Source organism: Vibrio metschnikovii CIP 69.14, assembly GCF_000176155.1.
In the GTDB taxonomy this organism is placed as follows: domain Bacteria; phylum Pseudomonadota; class Gammaproteobacteria; order Enterobacterales; family Vibrionaceae; genus Vibrio; species Vibrio metschnikovii.
Genome location: NZ_ACZO01000006.1, coordinates 396598 through 417009 on the forward strand (window position 1 = coordinate 396598; position 20412 = coordinate 417009).

At 44.2% G+C, this 20412-nt stretch carries 19 protein-coding genes, 1 tRNA gene and 2 pseudogenes; 21 read left to right on the top strand and 1 reads right to left on the bottom strand.

The features are described 5' to 3' along the window. Positions 1–192 precede the first annotated feature (192 nt). The 15 genes and pseudogenes from ruvC to nadA all read left to right on the top strand — a co-directional run bounded on the left by ruvC (position 193) and on the right by nadA (position 13271). Complete coding sequence (gene ruvC / locus VIB_RS05330; RefSeq protein ID WP_004394957.1) at positions 193–714, top strand: crossover junction endodeoxyribonuclease RuvC; 522 nt, start codon at positions 193–195, stop codon at positions 712–714. A gap of 75 nt (positions 715–789) precedes the next feature. After that, positions 790–1407, top strand: a complete 618-nt coding sequence (gene ruvA / locus VIB_RS05335) for a Holliday junction branch migration protein RuvA (protein ID WP_004394958.1) — start codon at positions 790–792, stop codon at positions 1405–1407. A 111-nt stretch (positions 1408–1518) separates the two neighbouring features. Next, a pseudogene (gene ruvB, locus VIB_RS05340) lies at positions 1519–2524 on the top strand (Holliday junction branch migration DNA helicase RuvB). Positions 2525–3228: 704 nt separating this feature from the next. Beyond that, on the top strand, positions 3229–4815 hold the full coding sequence (cydA, locus tag VIB_RS05345; RefSeq protein ID WP_040904208.1) for a cytochrome ubiquinol oxidase subunit I: 1587 nt from the start codon (positions 3229–3231) through the stop codon (positions 4813–4815). Positions 4816–4831: 16 nt separating this feature from the next. Beyond that, on the top strand, positions 4832–5968 hold the full coding sequence (gene cydB, locus VIB_RS05350) for a cytochrome d ubiquinol oxidase subunit II (protein ID WP_004394961.1): 1137 nt from the start codon (positions 4832–4834) through the stop codon (positions 5966–5968). An 11-nt stretch (positions 5969–5979) separates the two neighbouring features. Continuing rightward, the gene (gene cydX / locus VIB_RS17250; protein ID WP_010319196.1) at positions 5980–6087 is read left to right on the top strand and encodes a cytochrome bd-I oxidase subunit CydX; all 108 of its coding nucleotides are present in this window, start codon (positions 5980–5982) and stop codon (positions 6085–6087) included. Continuing rightward, positions 6080–6391 (top strand): cyd operon protein YbgE, encoded by a 312-nt coding sequence (gene ybgE, locus VIB_RS05360; RefSeq protein WP_050782709.1) that lies wholly within the window; start codon positions 6080–6082, stop codon positions 6389–6391. Before cydX ends, ybgE begins: the two co-directional genes overlap by 8 nt. Before the next feature lie 175 nt (positions 6392–6566). Next, on the top strand, positions 6567–6977 hold the full coding sequence (ybgC, locus tag VIB_RS05365) for a tol-pal system-associated acyl-CoA thioesterase (protein ID WP_004394962.1): 411 nt from the start codon (positions 6567–6569) through the stop codon (positions 6975–6977). Then, positions 6967–7650 carry a protein TolQ gene (gene tolQ, locus VIB_RS05370; RefSeq protein ID WP_004394963.1) on the top strand — a complete coding sequence of 228 codons (684 nt, stop codon included), beginning with the start codon at positions 6967–6969 and terminating at the stop codon, positions 7648–7650. Before ybgC ends, tolQ begins: the two co-directional genes overlap by 11 nt. Positions 7651–7653: 3 nt before the next feature. Further along, on the top strand, positions 7654–8094 hold the full coding sequence (locus tag VIB_RS05375) for an ExbD/TolR family protein (protein ID WP_004394964.1): 441 nt from the start codon (positions 7654–7656) through the stop codon (positions 8092–8094). 17 nt (positions 8095–8111) lie between these two features. Continuing rightward, positions 8112–9191: a cell envelope integrity protein TolA gene (tolA, locus tag VIB_RS05380; RefSeq protein ID WP_004394965.1), complete on the top strand. Its 1080-nt coding sequence runs from the start codon at positions 8112–8114 to the stop codon at positions 9189–9191. 60 nt (positions 9192–9251) lie between these two features. Continuing rightward, positions 9252–10556 carry a Tol-Pal system beta propeller repeat protein TolB gene (tolB, locus tag VIB_RS05385; RefSeq protein ID WP_212752397.1) on the top strand — a complete coding sequence of 435 codons (1305 nt, stop codon included), beginning with the start codon at positions 9252–9254 and terminating at the stop codon, positions 10554–10556. 47 nt (positions 10557–10603) lie between these two features. Then, complete coding sequence (pal, locus tag VIB_RS05390) at positions 10604–11143, top strand: peptidoglycan-associated lipoprotein Pal (RefSeq protein ID WP_004394967.1); 540 nt, start codon at positions 10604–10606, stop codon at positions 11141–11143. A gap of 14 nt (positions 11144–11157) precedes the next feature. Beyond that, complete coding sequence (gene ybgF, locus VIB_RS05395; RefSeq protein ID WP_004394968.1) at positions 11158–11937, top strand: tol-pal system protein YbgF; 780 nt, start codon at positions 11158–11160, stop codon at positions 11935–11937. Positions 11938–12209: 272 nt separating this feature from the next. Further along, a complete protein-coding gene (gene nadA, locus VIB_RS05400) occupies positions 12210–13271 on the top strand; it encodes a quinolinate synthase NadA (RefSeq protein ID WP_040904210.1) in 1062 nt (353 codons plus the stop codon). Between the two features lie 72 nt (positions 13272–13343). On the opposite strand, the gene VIB_RS05405 is transcribed toward nadA, so the two are convergent. Continuing rightward, positions 13344–13919: a UPF0149 family protein gene (locus VIB_RS05405; protein WP_004394970.1), complete on the bottom strand. Its 576-nt coding sequence runs from the start codon at positions 13917–13919 to the stop codon at positions 13344–13346. A 218-nt stretch (positions 13920–14137) separates the two neighbouring features. On the opposite strand from VIB_RS05405, the gene VIB_RS05410 reads away from it, so the two are divergent. From VIB_RS05410 to VIB_RS05435, 6 genes and pseudogenes are all read left to right on the top strand, one after another. After that, a tRNA-Ser gene (locus VIB_RS05410) sits at positions 14138–14225 on the top strand. A gap of 310 nt (positions 14226–14535) precedes the next feature. After that, the gene (locus VIB_RS05415) at positions 14536–15813 is read left to right on the top strand and encodes a hypothetical protein (RefSeq protein WP_004394971.1); all 1278 of its coding nucleotides are present in this window, start codon (positions 14536–14538) and stop codon (positions 15811–15813) included. Beyond that, positions 15803–16372, top strand: coding sequence for a condensin complex protein MksE (locus tag VIB_RS05420; protein ID WP_040904213.1), 570 nt, complete (start codon positions 15803–15805; stop codon positions 16370–16372). Before VIB_RS05415 ends, VIB_RS05420 begins: the two co-directional genes overlap by 11 nt. After that, complete coding sequence (locus VIB_RS17870; RefSeq protein ID WP_004394973.1) at positions 16366–19158, top strand: sbcc family protein; 2793 nt, start codon at positions 16366–16368, stop codon at positions 19156–19158. Before VIB_RS05420 ends, VIB_RS17870 begins: the two co-directional genes overlap by 7 nt. Continuing rightward, positions 19155–20033 (top strand): DUF7281 domain-containing protein, encoded by an 879-nt coding sequence (locus VIB_RS05430; RefSeq protein ID WP_004394974.1) that lies wholly within the window; start codon positions 19155–19157, stop codon positions 20031–20033. The genes VIB_RS17870 and VIB_RS05430 overlap by 4 nt, the downstream gene beginning before the upstream one ends. Positions 20034–20209: 176 nt before the next feature. Next, a pseudogene (locus VIB_RS05435) lies at positions 20210–20395 on the top strand (restriction endonuclease subunit S); the annotation flags it as partial. Between the last annotated feature and the right edge of the window lie 17 nt (positions 20396–20412).

Consider the following 20412-nt stretch of genomic DNA (forward strand, 5'->3'; position numbering starts at 1 on the left):
CCATGTCTACGACACAGCGGGTTTATGGCCCGCTGTATTCTTTTCTGCTGAGTATTATCTTTTTATCTAACGTGGCGAGTGATGAATGACACTTTATGCCTTGTCCACGATATTTTTAGCTATGTTAATGGTTTATCTTCACGGACTAGTGATAATCACACGTTGTTTAAGTCGTTCAACTAGGAATAAAACATGTCAATAATTCTGGGCATCGATCCCGGATCACGCATTACTGGTTATGGCGTTATTCGTCAACAAGGCCGTCAGCTTATTTATCTTGGTAGTGGTTGTATTCGTACCTCAGAGCAGGAGTTTCCTTTACGACTCAAACAAATTTACGCTGGAGTGAGTGAAATCATCACTCAATTTCAGCCAGATGCTTTTGCTATTGAACAAGTATTTATGGCGAAAAATGCCGATTCAGCGTTAAAACTGGGTCAAGCTCGTGGTAGTGCCATTGTCGCCGCCGTGAATGCTGATTTACCCGTTTATGAATACGCGGCGCGCTTGATTAAACAAGCGGTAGTTGGGACAGGGGGGGCGGATAAAACTCAGGTCCAGCATATGGTGCAACAAATGTTAAAATTACCAGCAAAGCCTCAAGCGGATGCCGCGGATGCGTTAGGGGTTGCTATCTGCCATGCCAACACCAATAAAACGTTATTGGCTTTAGCTGGTAAAGCCACCCATGCTCGGCGTGGACGTTATCGCTGAGTTTAACTGGCTATCCATCCAGTTATTTATTATTATCTAACTCATTCTCTCCTAGTTATCAGCAAGGAAATTCCAGTGATTGGACGTCTGCGTGGCCTATTAATAGAAAAACAACCTCCGCAAATCGTGATTGAAGTCAATGGCGTTGGTTATGAAGTACAAATGCCGATGAGTTGTTTTTATGAACTGCCGAACATTAATGAAGAAGCGATCATCTACACGCATTTTGTGGTCCGCGAAGATGCCCAACTTTTGTATGGTTTTAATACGGTGAGCGAGCGGGCTTTATTTCGAGAAGTGATCAAAGCCAATGGGGTTGGTCCGAAGATGGGACTGGGGATTTTATCCGGTATGACGGCAAGCCAGTTTGTGGCTTGCGTTGAACGTGAGGATATCTCAACCTTGATTAAACTGCCTGGAGTAGGTAAAAAAACCGCCGAACGATTATTAGTTGAGATGAAAGACCGTCTTAAAGGCTGGGGAAGCGGCGACTTATTTACCCCAGCGACGGATGCTGCACCATTAGATCATTCCCCTGTAACTGCAGAGCAAAATGCTCAAGAAGAGGCGATCAGTGCCTTACTTTCTTTAGGTTATAAACCCGTCCAAGCCTCTAAAGTGGTTTCTCAAATGGCAAAACCGGGAATGACCAGTGAGCAATTAATTAGAGAAGCATTAAAATCAATGGTCTGATGATGATAGGTTTATTGTCTGCTTGGCTGCAGCGTCTCACTTACCACCTTAAACTATGCTAATTAATACTGACTCTGTCGCCCTTATCATTACACCATGGGAATCTCTGTTATGATCGAAGCCGATCGCCTTATTGCCCCAATCAGTCCTGCTTTTAAAGAGGAAGAAGTGATAGATCGGGCTATTCGACCGAAAAAACTTGCCGACTATCAAGGACAAGATCATGTTCGTGATCAAATGGAAATTTTTATCCAAGCGGCACAAAAACGCAGTGAACCTCTCGATCACTTATTAATTTTTGGTCCTCCTGGACTGGGTAAAACTACGTTAGCTAATATTGTCGCTAACGAAATGGACGTGAATATTCGTACTACCTCAGGTCCAGTATTGGAAAAAGCCGGTGATCTTGCCGCGTTGCTGACCAATTTGGATGAAAATGATGTCCTATTTATTGATGAAATTCATCGTCTGAGTCCAATGATCGAAGAAGTACTCTATCCTGCCATGGAAGATTACCAATTAGATATTATGATCGGTGAAGGTCCTGCTGCTCGGTCAATTAAAATCGATTTGCCGCCTTTTACCCTGATTGGAGCTACCACCCGCGCTGGATCGCTCACTTCACCATTACGCGACCGCTTTGGTATTGTCCAACGTCTAGAATATTACAATGTCGCTGATTTACAGAATATTGTGCAGCGCAGCGCGCAATGCCTTGGACTATCAATGGATGCGGATGGGGCATTAGAGGTCGCGCGCCGCGCGCGAGGTACACCACGGATTGCTAACCGCTTATTGCGCCGAGTGCGAGATTATGCAGAAGTGAAAGGAAATGGACATATCTGTCTGGATACGGCGGGTAAAGCGCTCGATATGCTTGATGTCGATCATCTCGGTTTTGATTATATGGACAGAAAGCTACTGTTGGCGATCATGGAAAAATTCTCTGGTGGTCCCGTTGGGCTTGATAACTTGGCCGCGGCGATTGGCGAAGAGAAAGATACCATTGAGGATGTATTAGAACCTTTCCCTTATTCAGCAAGGTTATTTGCAGCGTACCCCTCGTGGACGTATTGCAACCGATCGAGCTTATCTGCATTTTGGAATAGAAAAGTAGTCTCTGATTTCAATTCGATACGCTATTTCATCATCAATCGAGGTAAAGCTTCGCTTTTCTGATCAATAAACTCAATACTGTCGAACGCTTCAACTATCGGCAGTATTGAGGTTACCTTATCTGCAAAATATCTCCTGTGATTCCTTTATGACCATGTCATACGTGCTCTGTATGATTTATGTGTGTTTATGTCAGAGCCTAGCTGGCTATTGAGTGGCGACATGAACCGACGTGAGGAGAGTGCTTAATACTCCACGATAGAAAAAGCGGAATAAGCTCAAAATATTTTTATTTCGGTCACATTTTTACACATTACTTAAAATGACGAAAAATAGACTAATTGAGTTTATTGTTAACTGATTGTGTTTAATATCCGTATCCACTCTGCTTTTTTTTACCTTATTAAAACACCCAATCTGACCTTTTCTTGATTTGTATCATTTTGTTGTTTTTTTGCGCATTGATGTATCACGGAAATTGATTTAAATCAAAGCGCTTTCCCAAACAAACCCTTTGAAACTCAGGGTCTTTGGCAGTAGTATTAGTCGCAGCTATATTAGCTAGAGCTTAACGATTTACTAACCACAACGGCACATAATTGCAACAATTCATTACAAGAAATTAAGCGGTGATCTTACGTTTAATTCACGTATACGTTGGGCGTTATGTCATAAGTGTCATTCAGCCGACACAAAGGAGTTACCATGATTGATGTAGTGGAGCTATCGCGGTTGCAGTTTGCACTGACAGCGATGTATCACTTCTTATTCGTTCCATTGACTTTGGGCATGGCGTTTTTACTCGCCATTATGGAGTCACTTTATGTAATGACCGATAAGCAAATCTATAAGGACATGACAAAGTTCTGGGGTAAGCTTTTCGGGATTAACTTTGCACTGGGTGTGGCGACTGGCTTGACCATGGAGTTCCAGTTCGGAACTAACTGGTCTTACTATTCCCACTACGTCGGCGATATTTTTGGTGCGCCGCTCGCCATTGAAGCGCTGGTCGCTTTCTTTTTAGAATCAACCTTTGTCGGTTTGTTCTTCTTTGGATGGGATAGGCTTTCTAAACGCCAACACCTTACCGTAACTTGGCTGGTTGCTTTAGGCTCTAGTTTCTCTGCCTTGTGGATTCTTGTTGCTAACGGTTGGATGCAAAACCCTGTAGGTGCTGAGTTCAATTTTGAAACCACGCGTATGGAGATGGTTAGCTTTGCTGATGTGGTACTCAACCCGGTCGCACAAGTTAAATTTGTTCATACAGTGGCTGCTGGCTACACCACCGGGGCGATGTTTATTCTTGGTATCAGCGCTTACTACCTACTGAAGGGACGTGATGTTGCGTTCGCTCGTCGCTCATTTGCTATCGCTGCCTCTTTTGGTATTGCCGCAGTCCTGTCTGTAATTGTACTTGGTGATGAATCAGGTTATGAGCTGGGTGATGTACAAAAGGTAAAACTAGCGGCTATCGAGTCTGAGTGGCACACTGAACCTGCTCCTGCTGCGTTTACCCTATTTGGTATTCCTAACCAAGAAACGATGCAAACGGATTATGCGGTCAAAATTCCTTATCTGATGGGGATTATCGCGACTCGTTCATTAGATAAAGAAGTCACCGGTTTACGTGATCTACGTGAAGAGCATTTAGATCGTATCCGTAATGGTATGTATGCCTACGACCTATTACAGCAACTTCGTGCCGGTGATAAATCGGCAGAGAACATGCTGGCCTTTAATGAGGTTAAGCAAGATCTCGGTTATGGCTTACTGCTAAAACGATACACTGAGAATGTTGTTGATGCCACAGAGGCGCAAATCCAAGCCGCAGCAGACGATTCTATCCCTACGGTATGGCCGCTATTCTGGTCTTTCCGTATCATGGTGGTCTGTGGCTTTATTATGTTGTTTGTGTTCGGCGCGGCGTTTGTTCAAACTTGTCGCCAAAAAATCGAGCAGAAAAAGTGGGTACTCAAAGCGGCACTATGGAGTATTCCATTACCATGGATTGCTGCTGAGGCGGGTTGGTTTGTCGCTGAATACGGTCGTCAGCCTTGGGCGGTCGGTGAAATACTTCCGGTTAACGTTGCGGCATCCGCATTGACGGCGGGACAAATTTGGACATCACTGATTGCGATCTTAGCGCTGTATACGTTATTCCTTATTGCTGAAGTGTATTTAATGCTGAAGTTCATTCGTAAAGGCCCAAGTAGCTTGAAAACTGGCCGCTACCATTTCGAACAAAATGGCAGCTCGTTGGAAGACAAAGTCAACCGTCAAGTCGAAGCCTAGGCAAGGAGAAAGCAATATGTTTGATTACGAGATCTTACGACTGATTTGGTGGGTACTGATTGGTGTCCTACTTATCGGTTTTGCCATCACCGATGGCTTTGATATGGGGGTTGGAGCATTAGTCCCTATTTTGGGTAAAAACGACTCTGAGCGTCGAGTGATGATTAACTCGATTGCCCCTCACTGGGATGGTAACCAGGTGTGGCTCATTACCGCTGGTGGTGCACTATTTGCCGCTTGGCCTTTGGTTTATGCCACATCATTCTCTGGATTTTATCTGGCGATGATGGTCACTCTTGCTGCGCTTTGGTTACGCCCTCTGGGCTTAGACTATCGCTCTAAGATAGAAGATCCAAAATGGCGTAATACCTGGGACATTTGTATCTCGATCAGTGGTTTTGTGCCACCAATCATTTTCGGTGTCGCGTTTGGTAACTTGTTACAGGGCGTTCCTTTCCAATTGAACGAACTGATGATGCCAAGTTATCACGGTTCATTCTTTGGTTTGCTCAATCCTTTTGCTTTAGTGTGCGGATTAGTTAGCTTGTTTATGATCTTGATGCAAGGTGCCACGTGGTTACAAATGAAAACCACCAGCGATTTGCATACTCGTGCACGCAATACCGCACAATTAGCCGGTTTGTTAACCTTTGTCTTGTTTGTGTTGGGTGGTTTTTGGATTCAACATATTGATGGTTATGTGATTGTCAGTGCAATTGATACTTCGGCTGCCTCTAATCCGCTAAATAAAGAAGTAATTCGTGAAGCGGGTGCTTGGATGCATAATTTCCAACAGTATCCTATCTTGTGGTTGGCTCCTGCGCTTGGGGTGGTTATGCCGCTACTGGCTGTTTTAGCGTCACGTTTTGAAAAATGCGCTTTGGCGTTTTTAGTATCAAGTCTTGGTAATGCTGGGATCATCTTAACCGCTGGTTTTGCGATGTTCCCATTTGTCATGCCTTCAGACTTAGTACCAAGTCATAGCCTAACCATGTGGGATGCAACATCGAGTGAGTTAACTCTGAACTTAATGACTGGGGTAGCTTTTGTTATGGTCCCTATTATCTTGAGTTACACGGTATGGTCTTACTATAAAATGTTCGGTCGCTTGGATAACAAGTACATCGAAGATAACAACAACTCACTTTACTAAGGAGCGAAACAATGTGGTATTTTGCATGGATTCTTGGTGTATTGCTGGCTTGTGCGTTTGGCATCATCAATGCTCTTTGGTTAGAGCACTCTGAAATGATGGATAAAGACCGTGAGTGATTGGTCTGAACGACTCACTAGACTGCATCAACCATTAGATAAAGGTGCTCTTAGAGCATTAGTTATGGTGTTAGGGTTTTACCATGTTGCAATGGTCATGTGGGATCCTGAAGCCTATGCAGTGAGTATTGGTGGGTTCAATGCCATTATTGGTCCATTACTGATTTGGGCAATGTGTTCAAGTATGGTTTACGGGGTTGGTTTCAAGCCACGTTATTGGTTATGGCAAGGCGTTTTTAGTCCTTACTTTTCACTGCCAATCCTCGTTGGGTTCTTGTTCTTGCGTTTTTCAGGAGTATCGTAAAGTCATTCATAAGACTGACACGACAGCAAAGTAACGATAGCGCTATCTTTTAATCAGATAGCGCTATTTTTTTAGCACATTCCAACAAAATCTTACGCTTCTTCTTGTACTCGCGCTGCCGAGATGCGGTATAGTAATCAACTCATCTTAACCATGACTGAGGCGACTTGGCATTATGGGGCAAATTTTTGATTGGCCGATAACGGTCTATTATGAAGACACCGACGCGGGTGGTGTGGTTTATCATGCCAATTATCTGAAGTTCTTTGAACGTGCGCGTACCGAAATATTGCGTTCGTTGGGTTTTTCTCAACAGCAATTATTGGAACAAAATATCGGTTTCGTGGTCCGAAGTGCGAGTGTTGATTTCATCCGTGCTGCACGTTTGGATGATCAATTAACCGTGAAAACCTCGGTCGTTGAACTTAAAAAAGTCTCTTTAACTTTCTGTCAAGAGCTGGTCAATCCTAACGGACAGCTATTGTGTAAAGCCTTAGTTAAGGTAGCATGTATCGATAACCAGAAAATGAGGCCGATTGGATTGCCTCAATCAATGATTTTGGAGTTTACTCATAGTGACTGCTGATATTTCAATGCTCGATCTATTTTTACAAGCCAGTTTACTGGTTAAATTGGTGATGTTAATTCTTTTAGCTATGTCAGTTGCTTCTTGGGCAGTGATTATTAAACGTCATAAAGCATTGGCACAAGCGGAACGTCAAGCCGAAGAATTTGAAGATAAATTTTGGTCAGGCACCGACCTGTCTATTTTGTATCAAGAGGTCAAAAAGCGTAAAGATACGCTAGAAGGTACCGAAGAGATTTTCTACAGCGGTTTTACCGAGTTTGCTCGTTTACACAAAAGTAACGCCAATGCACCAGATTATATTATGGAAGGTACCGGGCGGACGATGAGAGTGACCGTCGCTCGTGAAGTTGATGAGCTAGAAGCGCATTTGCCTTTTTTAGCGACAGTTGGCTCAATTACTCCATATATCGGCCTATTTGGAACGGTCTGGGGGATTATGCATGCCTTTATCGCCTTAGGTGCTGTTAAGCAGGCGACGTTAGCCATGGTAGCTCCTGGTATTGCCGAAGCTTTGGTCGCAACAGCAATGGGTCTGTTTGCTGCCATTCCAGCCGTCATTGCTTATAATCGATTCAGCAGTAAAGTGACTAAGCTAGAACATATTTACGCTACTTTTTCCGAAGAGTTTCATAGTATTTTACACCGCCAAGCGATGGCGGGTAGGGAATAACGCATGACTGGCTATCAACCGAAGAAACGGAAGATGACAGCAGAGATCAATGTCGTACCCTATATCGATGTCATGTTGGTGTTGTTGATCATCTTTATGGTGACCTCACCTTTCATTACTCAAGGGGTAGAGGTTGAGTTGCCGAGAACGACCATCGCTCAATCAACGGCAGAGCTTGCTGGAGACAGTGAAGCAAGCTTTATCATTGTTGAGGTTGATCAAGCGGGTAACTTAGGACTAAGCGTCAATGATGAAGAGATGCAACGTGGACTCTCATTGCAAGATTTGATTGTTCGAGTAAAAGCTGAGTTATCATTAAAACCGGATTCACCCGTTGCCGTTGGGGGAGATGCTGCGACACCATATGCGGAAATTGTCTTAGTTTTAGATGAATTGAGTCGAGCCGGTGTTGCAAAAGTCGGTCTATTAACAGACATAAAATAATAGGTTTGCCATTGCTAATGAAAGCAAAAAAAACATTGCAACGTGCCGATAATAAACCATGGTTGATTTCGGTTGCCCTTCATGTTCTTTTAGTTGTGGTGCTTTTTTGGGGTGCGGATTTTACACAGTCAAAACCAGAAACGCCTTCTGCTGGAGCGATGATGCAAGCGGTCGTGATTGATCCTAGCTTGATTCAACAACAAGCACAGCAGATACGTAATCAGCGTGAGGCTGCGGCAAAACAAGAGCAAGAGCGATTAGATAAGCTGCGTCGTGAAACCGAACAGCTCGAACGTAACCGAAAAGCCGAAGAAGAGCGCATTCGTCAACTGAAAGAGCAGCAAGCGCGAGAGGCACAAGCGGCTCGAGAAGCTGAGCGGGTTCGTCAACAGCAAGAACAACAGCGTCAAGTGGCTGAAGAAAAAGCGCGTCAAGAGCAAGAACGTGCTGCAAAAGCTGAAGCGCAACGTAAAGCTACAGAGCAAGCAGCCAAAAAAGCCGAAGCGGAGCGAGTAGCAAGAGAAGCCGCGGCAGCGAAAGCAGAACAAGAGCGTATTGCTCGTGAGAAAGCAGCTCAGGCCGCGCAAGAAAAGGCGCGTCAAGAACAAGAAGCAGCAAAGCGCGCTGAACAAGAACGAATTGCCAAAGAAAAAGCCGCTAAAGAGGCGGCAGAAAAAGCTCGACAAGAGCAGCAACGTTTGGCTCGACTAGAGCGTGAGCGCAAAGAGCAAGAAGCGGCGATGAACAGCATTTTTTCTGGTCTGGAAAGTGAAGCGCAAAGCATTTCCGCAGCGCGATCACAGCATCTTGCCAATGAAGCGCAGCGTTGGGGAGCTATCTATACCCAAATGATCCAACAAAACTTGCTGCTTGAGGATAGTTTTCGAGGACGACAGTGTCGAGTTAATTTACGTCTCATCCCTACTGGCACAGATGCTATAGTAGGTGACGTTCAAGTACTCAATGGCGATAATCGGCTATGCGCAGCGACTAAGAGAGCGGTAGCAAAAGTTGGTAGTTTCCCTCTTCCTACCGCCGATGAAAAGGATCTTATTGAAAGGCTGAAAAACATTAATTTAACTGTAGCACCTGAGTAAAAGGAACCGTTTGTGTTAAAGCGATTAATAATAGGATGGTTACTGGTTTTCACCAGTAGTATGCAACTTGCCTATGGGGCACTAGAGTTGGTGATTACCGACGGTATTAATTCTGCTCGTCCAATTGCCATTGTTCCTTTTAAATGGGAAGGAAAAACACCACTACCGGAAGATATTTCGGCGGTGATTGCTTCCGATTTACAACGCAGTGGCAAGTTTAGTCCCATTGCCACCGATAGAATGCCACAAACGCCTTACAGTGAAACTGAGGTTACGTTTGATGCATGGACTCGAATTGGCGTTGATGCATTACTGACCGGTTCAATTACTCTCAATCAACAAGGTAATTATGTTATTAATTATCAGTTGGTTGACGTGGTTCGTGGTCAGTTGACCCAAGGGCAAAGCCGAGCGTTAAGTGCTGATGGGCAGCTCGTGCTGTCTAAAGATCATGTGTTATTTAACAAAGTCGCTACGATACCTGCGCCACGGATGCGTGAATATGCGCATCGTATCTCTGATCTGGTTTATGAAGAGTTAACGGGTGAAAAGGGGGCTTTTTTAACGCGTATCGCTTATGTTGTCGTTAATGATAAAGACTCTTTCCCTTATCAATTACGTGTTGCTGACTACGATGGTTATAATGAGCGCTTGGTGCTGCGTTCTAAACAGCCATTGATGTCTCCAGCGTGGTCACCAGACGGTCGTCAGTTGGCTTATGTCAGTTTTCAAAATGGCCAAGCTGAGATATTTATTATGGATATCTACACTGGGGAACGTGAAAAATTAACCTCATATCCAAGACATAATGGTGCACCGAGGTTTTCTCCAGATGGTAAAACACTGGCATTAGTTCTGTCGAAAACTGGGACGCTGCAAGTCTATACGCTTGATTTAGCTTCTCGTAAACTCACACAAATCACCCATGGCCGTTCAAATAATACCGAACCATTTTGGCATCCTGATGGTAAGTCGCTCATATTTACCTCAGATAGGGGTGGTAACCCGCAGATTTATCGAGTAAATTTGGCAAATCAGGCGGTGGACCGATTGACATGGCAAGGACGGCAGAATCTCGGTGGGCAGATTACCCCGGATGGCCGATTCATGATCATGGTGAATCGAAGTAATTCAGGCTTTCATATAGCCAAACAAGATCTTGAGACCGGTGCATTACAAGTATTAACACAAACTTTGTTAGATGAGTCTCCAAGTATTGCTCCAAATGGTGGCATGGTTATTTATAGTTCGATGTATAATCAGGCCAACGTCTTATCGATGGTTTCTATTGATGGGCGATTTAAAGCAAGGTTACCGGCAACCAATGGACGAGTTAGATCGCCAGCGTGGTCTCCGTTTTTATAGCCAACATATAATTTAGCAACTAACTATTTCATAGTAAGGAAAATAAGATGCAACTTAATAAAGTTCTCAAGGGACTCCTAATTGCGCTACCTGTTTTAGCTATTACTGCATGTAGCTCAAGTGATGACGCCGCATCAGCGTCAGGTTCACAGACTAACCAAACTACGTCTGGTAGCGCGGGTGGTGTTGATACTACCGTTGTTTCTCCAATCGGTGAATATGGCCAGTTGTCAGAGCAAGAGCTTAAAGAGCAAGCACTTCGTGAAACGCAAACCATTTACTTTGCATTTGACAATGCCACTATCGCACGTAGTTACGAAGAAATGCTTGCTGCCCATGCTGCTTACCTAAGCAAAAACCCGAGTCTAAAAGTGACAGTAGAAGGCCACGCTGATGAGCGCGGTACGCCAGAGTACAACATTGCGCTTGGTGAGCGTCGTGCTAACGCTGTAGCCAAATATTTAGAGGCTCTGGGTGTACAAGCCAATCAAATTTCGATCGTGAGCTATGGTGAAGAAAAACCACTGGTTCTAGGTCAAACTGAAGAAGCTTACGCGAAGAACCGCCGAGCTGTTCTTGTTTACTAATTGAGGTATCCCTCATGTTCAGTAACTTAAAGCAAGTTTTTACGCTTACGTTACTGGCAAGTGCAGCGAGCATTACGCTCGCTGCACCAGCTCCAGTATCCGATCTTAGTCAGCGTTCAGTCTCAACGTCGGCTAACCGCGGCGTGTCAAATGAAGGTGATGTTGCCCGTTTAGAACGATTGCTTGAAAATCGCAACCGTATGCAGTTGCAAATGCAGCAGCAACTCGATGAAATGGCACTAGAAATTAATGAGCTCCGTGGCCAACTAGAAAGAAATACCTACGATATGCAGCAAATGTTGCAGCGCCAGCGTGAACTGTTTGTTGAACTCGATAATCTACGTAGTGCGGCTAAACAATCGCCATCTGCAGATGCCATCGCTGCCAATCAAAATGATGAACTGCCACTAGGCACTTTTAGTAGTGATGTAAACGAGCAAGCGGCTTATCAGAATGCCGTGGATTTAATTTTAAAAAAGCGTGATTACGCTGGTGCGATAGCAGCATTTGAAAAATTCCAAGCTGATTATCCGGATTCTAGTTTTGCGGCAAATGCCCACTACTGGCTTGGTCAGTTACATTTCGCTAAGCGACAAGATCAGCAGTCAGCGAAAAGCTTTGCGGCGGTATTAAGTTATTCCGATTCGAATAAACGCGCCGATGCTTTAGTCAAGCTCGGTGATATCGCTGCGCGTAATAATAATGCGGCGCAAGCAAAGAAATATTATCAGCAAGTAATTAATGAATATCCGAATAGTGCTTCGGCGAAAGCCGCTCAGGATAAATTAAAGTAACGAATTGATATAAATGGATAATGCTGAGCCACTCTTATGAGTGGCTTTTTATTAAGTGCTCTATACCTCAACTACGTTGAGTTGCAAGTAAGCGGCAAATGAGTGAATTCCCATGAGCATAGAAACTATGCGATTGGAGTGAACGAACGGAGCCAACACCGCTGCAGCTTCAAATGGGGAGGGTATGTTGATTTAAGTCTGGTTTTTTTGTGTACGATGACCGATACAGTGTACAATATGCGAATTATTATAATGATCCATAGAGCAGAGCAATGAGTCACATACTGGATAAAATAGACACCGTTTACCCTTTCCCAGCTAAGCCTATTCCTCTTAGTGAGATGGAGAAAACTACCTATTTAGCAAGCACTAAGCGGTTACTAAAAGAGAAAGATGCTGTACTGATCGCCCACTACTATACTGACCCAGAAATTCAAGCCTTAGCTGAAGAGACGGGCGGCTTTGTCGGCGATTCACTAGAAATGGCTAAATTTGGTAATCGTCATTCTGCAACCACACTAATTATTGCTGGTGTACGTTTTATGGGGGAATCAGCGAAAATACTGACTCCAGAAAAGCGGATTCTGATGCCAACCTTAAAAGCCGAGTGTTCGCTTGATTTAGGTTGTCCTGCTGATAAGTTCACCGAATTTTGTGATGCCCATCCCGAGCACACCGTTGTTGTTTATGCCAATACTTCAGCCGCAGTTAAAGCGCGCGCAGATTGGGTAGTTACCTCAAGCATTGCCTTAGATATTGTTGAGCATCTTGATTCACAAGATAAAAAGATTATCTGGGGACCAGACCGTCACCTTGGCGCTTATATTGCCAAAAAGACCGGAGCAGAAATGCTCTTGTGGCAAGGAGAGTGCGTAGTACATGATGAGTTTTCTGCCGATGCCTTACGCAAAATGAAAGGGTTGTATCCAGATGCTGCGATTCTCGTTCACCCTGAATCTCCGGCCAGTGTGGTTGAACTGGCTGATGCGGTTGGCTCGACCAGTCAATTAATCAAGGCAGCAAAAACACTCCCTCAATCAACCATGATTGTGGCAACGGACAAAGGCATTTTCTTTAAAATGCAGCAAATGGTGCCAGAGAAACAATTAATTGAAGCGCCCACGGCTGGTGCAGGAGCCACCTGCCGCAGCTGTGCTCATTGCCCGTGGATGGCAATGAATGGATTGAAAGCCATAGAACAAGCACTCCGCGATGGCGGTGAAGAGCATGAGGTGTTTGTTGATGAAGCGACACGAGTGAAATCCTTGGTGCCTTTAAATCGCATGTTGGATTTTGCTGAGCAGCTCAATCGCCAAGTACAAGGGAACGCTTAATGAAAAAACCGTCAGTTGCGACTGACGGTTTTTTTGAGTTGATGCTTTAGATGGTTGTGATCGCTGGCGTGGTTATTGAGAGTCAGACCCCGCTAAATCGGCGGCACGCTGAGTTAAACCACATAGCATCACAGGAATCGCGTTATAGATTTCAGTAAACTGATCTAAATCGTTCATGCCTTGTTCAGCTAAGGTGGCCAAAGACGTTTCTGGATCGTACAACATGCTCAACGATAACAACACACCCCCCATCAGGGCATTCTCTTGACTATTTTCTGGCATCAGCACTTCCCAATCATCACGCGTTAATTGCCAGCCCTGTAAAACCCCTTCACAGAAATCACGAGTATTCTGTGTGACGATATCTTCTTCATCCAGTTCACATCCTTCAGGCCAAGACCAACTGCCGTCTAAAAGAGCAGGGCGATATTCATTCCATAAACGGATAATCAACCCAAAATAGCTTTCCATCTGCTTTGCATCACTAAAGGGAGCCGTATCATCATCACCCCACAAAAATGGCAACCATTCTGAAGGAGGAAGAACATTCGGCGCGAGGGCCATGGCAGTAATAAAGCCTTGGGTTTTCGCTTCATTAAGAAGTTTATCTTCTAAATCTGCAGCGCTTAGAATATCGTTTAAGGTCAAAGTAAAGCCTCATAGTCAACAGCAAAAAGTGAAGTTATCTTAACTCTAAACGTACGATCAATGCGAGTATCCAGGGAACTGATGAAGGGTTTTTGAACAAATGAGGTAATAATTAGCCAAACAAGCCAAGATGTGAGTTTTTTTAAGATTTCTGCTTGACCCTATTAATGAATATCATTAAATTAGCGCCTCGTTAGCACAAGATGCTAGCCCATTACGGTGAGTTGTCCGAGTGGCTGAAGGAGCACGCCTGGAAAGTGTGTGTACGGCAACGTACCGAGAGTTCGAATCTCTCACTCACCGCCATATTCTAAAAAAAGACGCCCTAGGGCGTCTTTTTTTACGCCTTAAGATCATTAAAATTAATGGGTTAGGGTTTCCACATCTTGCTGATCATAAATCACCAGCGTTATTGTCACATGGGATTTTATCTATCTCCATCAGCAGATCCCAACGTATTGGCCTCTTACCCATTTTAAGACCTTTGTCTAGTTATTTGACATGTTTATGTATGCACTGTTTACCTGTTGCCATTAACTAGACATTATGAGTTGAGTTTCAATTTATGCCTAGTTTTTGTGAATCAAAGGTCTAACTTTGTGAATAAGGAAGTGCAATGGTTGCGCCCAAAAGTCTCATCTATCAATTGCATCGCCATTGGGAAGTGGTCGAGCAGCTAACTCGTCTTTCTCGAGAGTTCCCTGCATTTCAGCTCCGCATCCTCGAACAAGTGATAAACCAGTATAAAAATAAAGATGCAGATACTAACACTGTGCTGACGAGTCTTATCAACGCGGACATTTTGCAGCCTATCTGCCGAAGTAGTGATTATCAGATCAACACGTTGGTGGTGGATTTTGTACGTGGTTTGACTCAGGAGCATGAGCTTGGTTTGTCAGCAGTGCTCAAAGCTCGCGTTGAAGCAATCAAAAACGCGACTAGTCAAGTATTAAAGGGACTTGAAGACACCGATAATGATTTACTGCGTACAGGCGCTAACCAATTATCAGAGCTGACGAGAAAAATTACCCAACAATTAACACAAGACAAGCAAGCCATTTTTGACATTGCTGAAGCGGCTAAATCAGCAGACACCAGTGTGCCAATTGAACGGCGCTATCGTGAAGTTCTTGAAGTGTATGACAAGTACGTTGAACCCATGAATGAAATGATGGATAGCGGTCTTGGTGGTAGTTTTTATCCATTGTTGGAAAAAGCGGAAGAAGCGCTCGATAAAGCGGTGGATACTCTGGCAATTCGTGGTTCGTTATATCAACAACGCTTGGCAATGCGTCAGATAGCTTATCAAGTTAAAGATCTACGATACCAAGGACGAATTATCGCTCAACAATGTGCAGATACCTTGTTACCACTGAGAGAGGAAGCGCGGTTACATAACCAGCTTTCTGCTGTGATTAGCAAGCAAATAAGCCAAGTTCGTAAGAAGGGGCTAGTCCGAGGGCTAAACGCGGTCGGCTTACCAATATGGAAAACCAGTCGTACCAGTAAAATCCAAATAGGCAACGAAGTGCGGCAATTGATGGCGGAATTTTTGAATTTCAAACCGAGTTCTATTGTTTTTCCGGATGAAGTATCGCTGCCGGATAACCTCTTAGTGAATTGGATCGATGAACAGCGATTGCGTGAACAACTTTCAGAAGCATTGCCGGTTGAGAATCTCATGATTTGGTTAACGACACACTATCGCTATTTATCTGATACAGAATTACTCCGTCTCTATCATGAGCTGGTACGAGAACCACAATGGCAAAGCCTGTTGGGATCAAATCTTTGTACCACAATGCTCAGCACCGTCTCTGTCACTTATCATCCTCATCAACTAACGACCTTGACTCTCCCAAAAAGTACAAAGGGTATGGATAATGCAAAATAGCAAACTCGACTTAACTGAACTGACACATCTCACAGAACTGTTCGGCTTATTCAATTCAGGTCGACACCTGAACCGTTCGACAGATGCGGCCCTGTGGTATGAACTCGAGCAGCAATCAGAGCAGTATCGACATCTATTTTCTAACCTAGGGTTTGAGCTACGTATCGATGGGCGTGGTTTTGCTTGGTTTCATGACGATGAGGGGAATCAAAACATCAATAAGCAATCGCGTCAGTTGGCTTTGCTGCTGATGGTGATTTTTGATTACCAAGCGGATAATGGTCGTTCTTTGAGTCAGTTTTACCAGTGGAACATTGACAATAAAGTGCTGAATGAGGTCTATGAAAAGCATCAAGGATTGTTGGATGCAGAAGAGTTAGATCAGGGTGCATTGGTAAAAATACTCGAAAATGCGGTGCGAAAAGGCTTTGCGATTCAAGAAAACAACCACTGGCGCTTATTGCCTTCGGTATATCGTTACTTAGACCACTTTGAGGCGATTACCGAGCAAGCCTCTGTCAGCGATGGACTCACTGATAAGGAGGATGAATCATGCTAAATTACGGTTTTCAACGACTAGCATTAATTGGCAGCGCTGGATATCAGCGAGCAGAGCTGCCACTGGATGATTCTGTATCATTAATCGCACCAAATAATCACGGTAAAACCAGTCTAATCAACGCTCTCCAGTTTCTATTGATCATTGACCAAAGAAGAATGGACTTTGGGTCTCATAGCGTTGAAAAGGCACGTCGCTTCTATTTTCCAAACAACAGCGCTTACATTCTGCTCGAAGTTATACTTCCTCAAACCGGAACCGTTGTTTTCGGCTGCGTTGGTAAAGGCGTCGGTCACGAGTATGAATACTTTGCCTACCAAGGTGAATTGAACCTGGATGATTATCGTTTGGCAGATGGTCATATTGTTTCTCAAAACAAACTGGTCAACCATCTGGCTAGCCATCAGCATAGAGTCAATCTATACAATGACAGAGATTTTCGTCATTTGATTTACGGTGGTGCAAAAAGTAAGAGGAGCAGTGATATTGATTTTACGGTATTCAAACTTGAACACGTCAGTGATGCGCGTTCTTTCCAGCAAGTGCTCACCAAAACGCTCAGGTTGGATAAGCTCAATTCCAGCGATGTAAAAGACTACTTGCTCAAGATATTTAGCCGTGAGCTGCCCAATGCGAGTATCGATTTTAAGCAAGAATGGGAGAAGGCATTTCAAGATATCAACTTAGAGCGGGATCAGTATCTAGCGGCGGTGAATAATCTTGCGGCCATCGAAGAACTGGAGCATAAATTTCAGCGTACATTGTCGCTCAGAGGTAAAATCGCTTCGTCACAATCCAAAGTGAATCAACTGTTACAGGATTGGCATGGTTACGTACAAACGATGACCGAAAAGTTATCAAAACAAAAAAATCGGCTTGAAAATACACAAAATGAATTACGAAACCAGGATATCGCTCGTGCTGAAGCTCGCAGTGAATTAAACAACAAGCTCACTGATCTAAAACGTACGGAAGAACAGCATCAAGAGCTTCAAACTCGCTTTGCGTTGATTCCGAATCCAGCCTATTTAGAGAGTCAGCTCAACCTAGCCAAACAACATTATGAAGAACAGACCGCCTTGTGTATTCAATCACAACGTTCTTCTTCATCAGATTTAGCCAGACAATTAAATGAACGGACAGAAAATCGCCAAAGGTTGGAAACGCAACGGCAAACGTTAGATGATAACTTATATCTTCATCTCTCCAAATTGCTCCAAGCACATGAGCTGGAAAAATTGAACAAAGTGCTGAGTCAGCAAGTGATGCAGCGTTCACCCTCGCACTATGTACTCGATATTAATCAACTGCGCGAAATACTGAGTGGTGAAACGGCCTCATCGATCACTGTTTCTGGTTTAACCTTATCTCTTGATGAGCTCATTCCTCAACATGTTCAAAAGACCGAACAAGAGCTGGTGGAAGAGCTAGATAGCGTTAACCAGCAGATAAATAGCCTGACAGAACTGCTAGAGATCAGTCAGCAAAGAGAAGCGGCTGAAAAGAAGAAGAACGAACTGCATCGAGTTGTGAGAGAGTGTGAACAGGCTATCGCCGATTACCGGCAGCTTGAGCAATTAACTGCCAATCAGCCACAACGTTTAGAACAAAAAATCAAGTTCGAGCAAGATCTCTCGGCGATAAATGCTGCCTTAAATAGCGCCAAGGACAACTATCAAGCGCTGACGGATCAAATTAAGCAAGTATCTGAGCAACTGAGTCAATTAACTTTAGATAATGCGAGTGTCGAGAAGCTGAAGAAACAGAGAATCGATGACCAAGCCTTATTTACGGCATTAGTGGAGCAACCTCATACCCCATGGATAGCGACTGAAGAATGGAGTCTAGAGTTATTGCCCATTCGTCTTGAACAGTATATCGAAGACTGTCGAGAACTAGATAAACTAGCTAAAGAATTACGCCAAATAAAAAATGAGTTAGTTCAAAAAGGGCTGACGAAGTTTCACATGGCGTCCACTCAAGATGAAGAGCTAAAAGGCATTATTCAATTTAGCCACTGTTTAGATGATGAAAAGCAAGCCTTAGAGAGAAAAGCGCGTTCTGCGGTGGTTAATGTGACAGCGAGCTTAAGGGAGTTACGTAGTGGTCTGCTTGCTTTGCAAAGTAAAATGAAAGAGTTCAATCGGTTAATTAGCCATCGCCAACTCTCGGATTTAAAAACGTTTAAAATTGAACCGGTTGAGGAAAGTCAGCTAGTGGCAGCGATGAATGTGTTGATACATCAAGCTGAACAGACAGAGAGTGGTCAGAGTTTCGATTTGTTCGATCAAGCGAGCATTTTAGATGATGCTGATCTAGAGCGGGCGAAAAATACGTTAATTGAAGAGGGCAATGCTCGCCAAGGATTAAGAGTCGCAGACTTATTTAGGCTTGAGTTTGTCGTGGCAAAGCAGGGGCAGCAGCAAGAGTCATTTGAAGATATTGATAGCGCCGCGTCTAACGGCACGGTATTGATGGCGAAGTTAGTCACCGGCCTTGCCATGCTGCACCTAATGCAAGACAAACGTCACCAAATGAAAGCAGTCTGTTATTTGGACGAGGCGTTGGCATTGGATACCAAGAACCAAGCCAACTTAATTGAGATAGCCGAGCAATTTGGTTTCGCGTTAATTTTTGCCTCGCCGGCACCGTTAACCACCGCTCGTTATTGTGTGCCGATTCACCAAGTGAATGGTAAAAACGTCATTAGCCGTAATAGCTGGCAGTTATTGTCGTCCATCGAAAGCGGTATCGTGACTCGGCCAATAGTGGAGAAAACACAATGAGTCAGCCATTGATTGCTGCGTTAAAACGGCTCATTAACGCACATCCAGACGCGATTGCAGCGAGTACAATGACGACTGCGCAGAGGCGACAACTCGACGAATTTTGCCGAAAGACTCACAGCATACGTATCTCACCCAGCGGCCGAGGTGTCGCTTACAGTATTCAAGATCTGACCATTGTTAAAGTTACTCTAGAGCAACTCTCACCACACCAAGATCTGCCGCTATCTGTGCCACAAAGAGCCATCAATATAGCCAGTGCCCGAAGCAGTAAACAGGGTAGAGTGACCCACGATATTAGCTATGTTTTAGCAAAAACGTCAGCCAATCCATACTGGGAAATGTGTGGTGTACCCACTCAAGATTTGCATACAGCGACACAATCGTTTGGCGTAATGGCGCTGGAACTCGGTCAAGAAAGAAACCGCAATCTTCACAGTCATCACGCTATTTGGTTAGTGGAGAATCAAGCCCTATTTGATCGACTAGATTGGCTACCAAACAATGAGCCTTGTACCGTTATTTGGTATCGAGGGCAGTTAGATAATAAATTAATCACCTGGTTATCTCTGCCTGAAAGGTCTCCGCTGGTTTATCTTTTTGCTGACTATGATGGCGTTGGGCTAAATAATTACCGCCGATTGAAAGATAAGCTTGGAGAAAGAGCCACTTTTTGGCTAATGCCAAACTGGCAGTCGAGATTAGCGCGCTATGGACAAAATCGGTTATGGGTGGATACCTTTCGTGACTTTGCTATTTTCGAGCGAAATAGCCAACGTCTTTTAGAGCAGTCGCCTCAATTACAAGCTCTGGTGACTGAAATGAAGAAACAAGGTTTAGCTTTGGAGCAGGAAGCGTTTTGGTTAAGTGATTAACTGGTTAGAAAAAGACTTTTCTACAGCAAACGGATAACAAGTAATTCGCTCAATTTCTATCAGCAATCGCCCAAGCGTGATCGGCAACCTAGCACATAAGCAAGATTGCCGATAAGCTGCGTTAAACTCGATTTCAGACTATTTATAAAAAACATCCTGTTAAGTCATCAAGTGAAAAATCCCAAGCGCGGGTGGATAACCTCACGCAAAGTATTTTGGCCAAAGCCTTCCGCGGTGAGCTGGTGGCGCAAGACCCAAACGATGAGCCCGCCGATAAGCTGCTTGAGCACATTGCCCAAGCGCGTAGTGATGCCGAGCAACTGGCGAAAGCGGCGAAAAAAGCCGTGAAAAGTCAGCGATAATCGTTCACTAAGTTTAA

Bases quoted from the DNA above. Each gene is read 5' to 3' on its own strand.
- ruvC (WP_004394957.1), top strand. From the start codon at position 193: ATGTCAATAATTCTGGGCATCGATCCCGGATCACGCATTACTGGTTAT.
- cydA (WP_040904208.1), top strand. From the start codon at position 3,229: ATGATTGATGTAGTGGAGCTATCGCGGTTGCAGTTTGCACTGACAGCG.
- cydB (WP_004394961.1), top strand. From the start codon at position 4,832: ATGTTTGATTACGAGATCTTACGACTGATTTGGTGGGTACTGATTGGT.
- cydX (WP_010319196.1), top strand. From the start codon at position 5,980: ATGTGGTATTTTGCATGGATTCTTGGTGTATTGCTGGCTTGTGCGTTT.
- ybgC (WP_004394962.1), top strand. From the start codon at position 6,567: ATGGGGCAAATTTTTGATTGGCCGATAACGGTCTATTATGAAGACACC.
- VIB_RS05375 (WP_004394964.1), top strand. From the start codon at position 7,654: ATGACTGGCTATCAACCGAAGAAACGGAAGATGACAGCAGAGATCAAT.
- tolA (WP_004394965.1), top strand. From the start codon at position 8,112: ATGAAAGCAAAAAAAACATTGCAACGTGCCGATAATAAACCATGGTTG.
- tolB (WP_212752397.1), top strand. From the start codon at position 9,252: ATGCAACTTGCCTATGGGGCACTAGAGTTGGTGATTACCGACGGTATT.
- pal (WP_004394967.1), top strand. From the start codon at position 10,604: ATGCAACTTAATAAAGTTCTCAAGGGACTCCTAATTGCGCTACCTGTT.
- ybgF (WP_004394968.1), top strand. From the start codon at position 11,158: ATGTTCAGTAACTTAAAGCAAGTTTTTACGCTTACGTTACTGGCAAGT.
- nadA (WP_040904210.1), top strand. From the start codon at position 12,210: ATGAGTCACATACTGGATAAAATAGACACCGTTTACCCTTTCCCAGCT.
- VIB_RS05415 (WP_004394971.1), top strand. From the start codon at position 14,536: ATGGTTGCGCCCAAAAGTCTCATCTATCAATTGCATCGCCATTGGGAA.
- VIB_RS05420 (WP_040904213.1), top strand. From the start codon at position 15,803: ATGCAAAATAGCAAACTCGACTTAACTGAACTGACACATCTCACAGAA.
- VIB_RS17870 (WP_004394973.1), top strand. From the start codon at position 16,366: ATGCTAAATTACGGTTTTCAACGACTAGCATTAATTGGCAGCGCTGGA.
- VIB_RS05430 (WP_004394974.1), top strand. From the start codon at position 19,155: ATGAGTCAGCCATTGATTGCTGCGTTAAAACGGCTCATTAACGCACAT.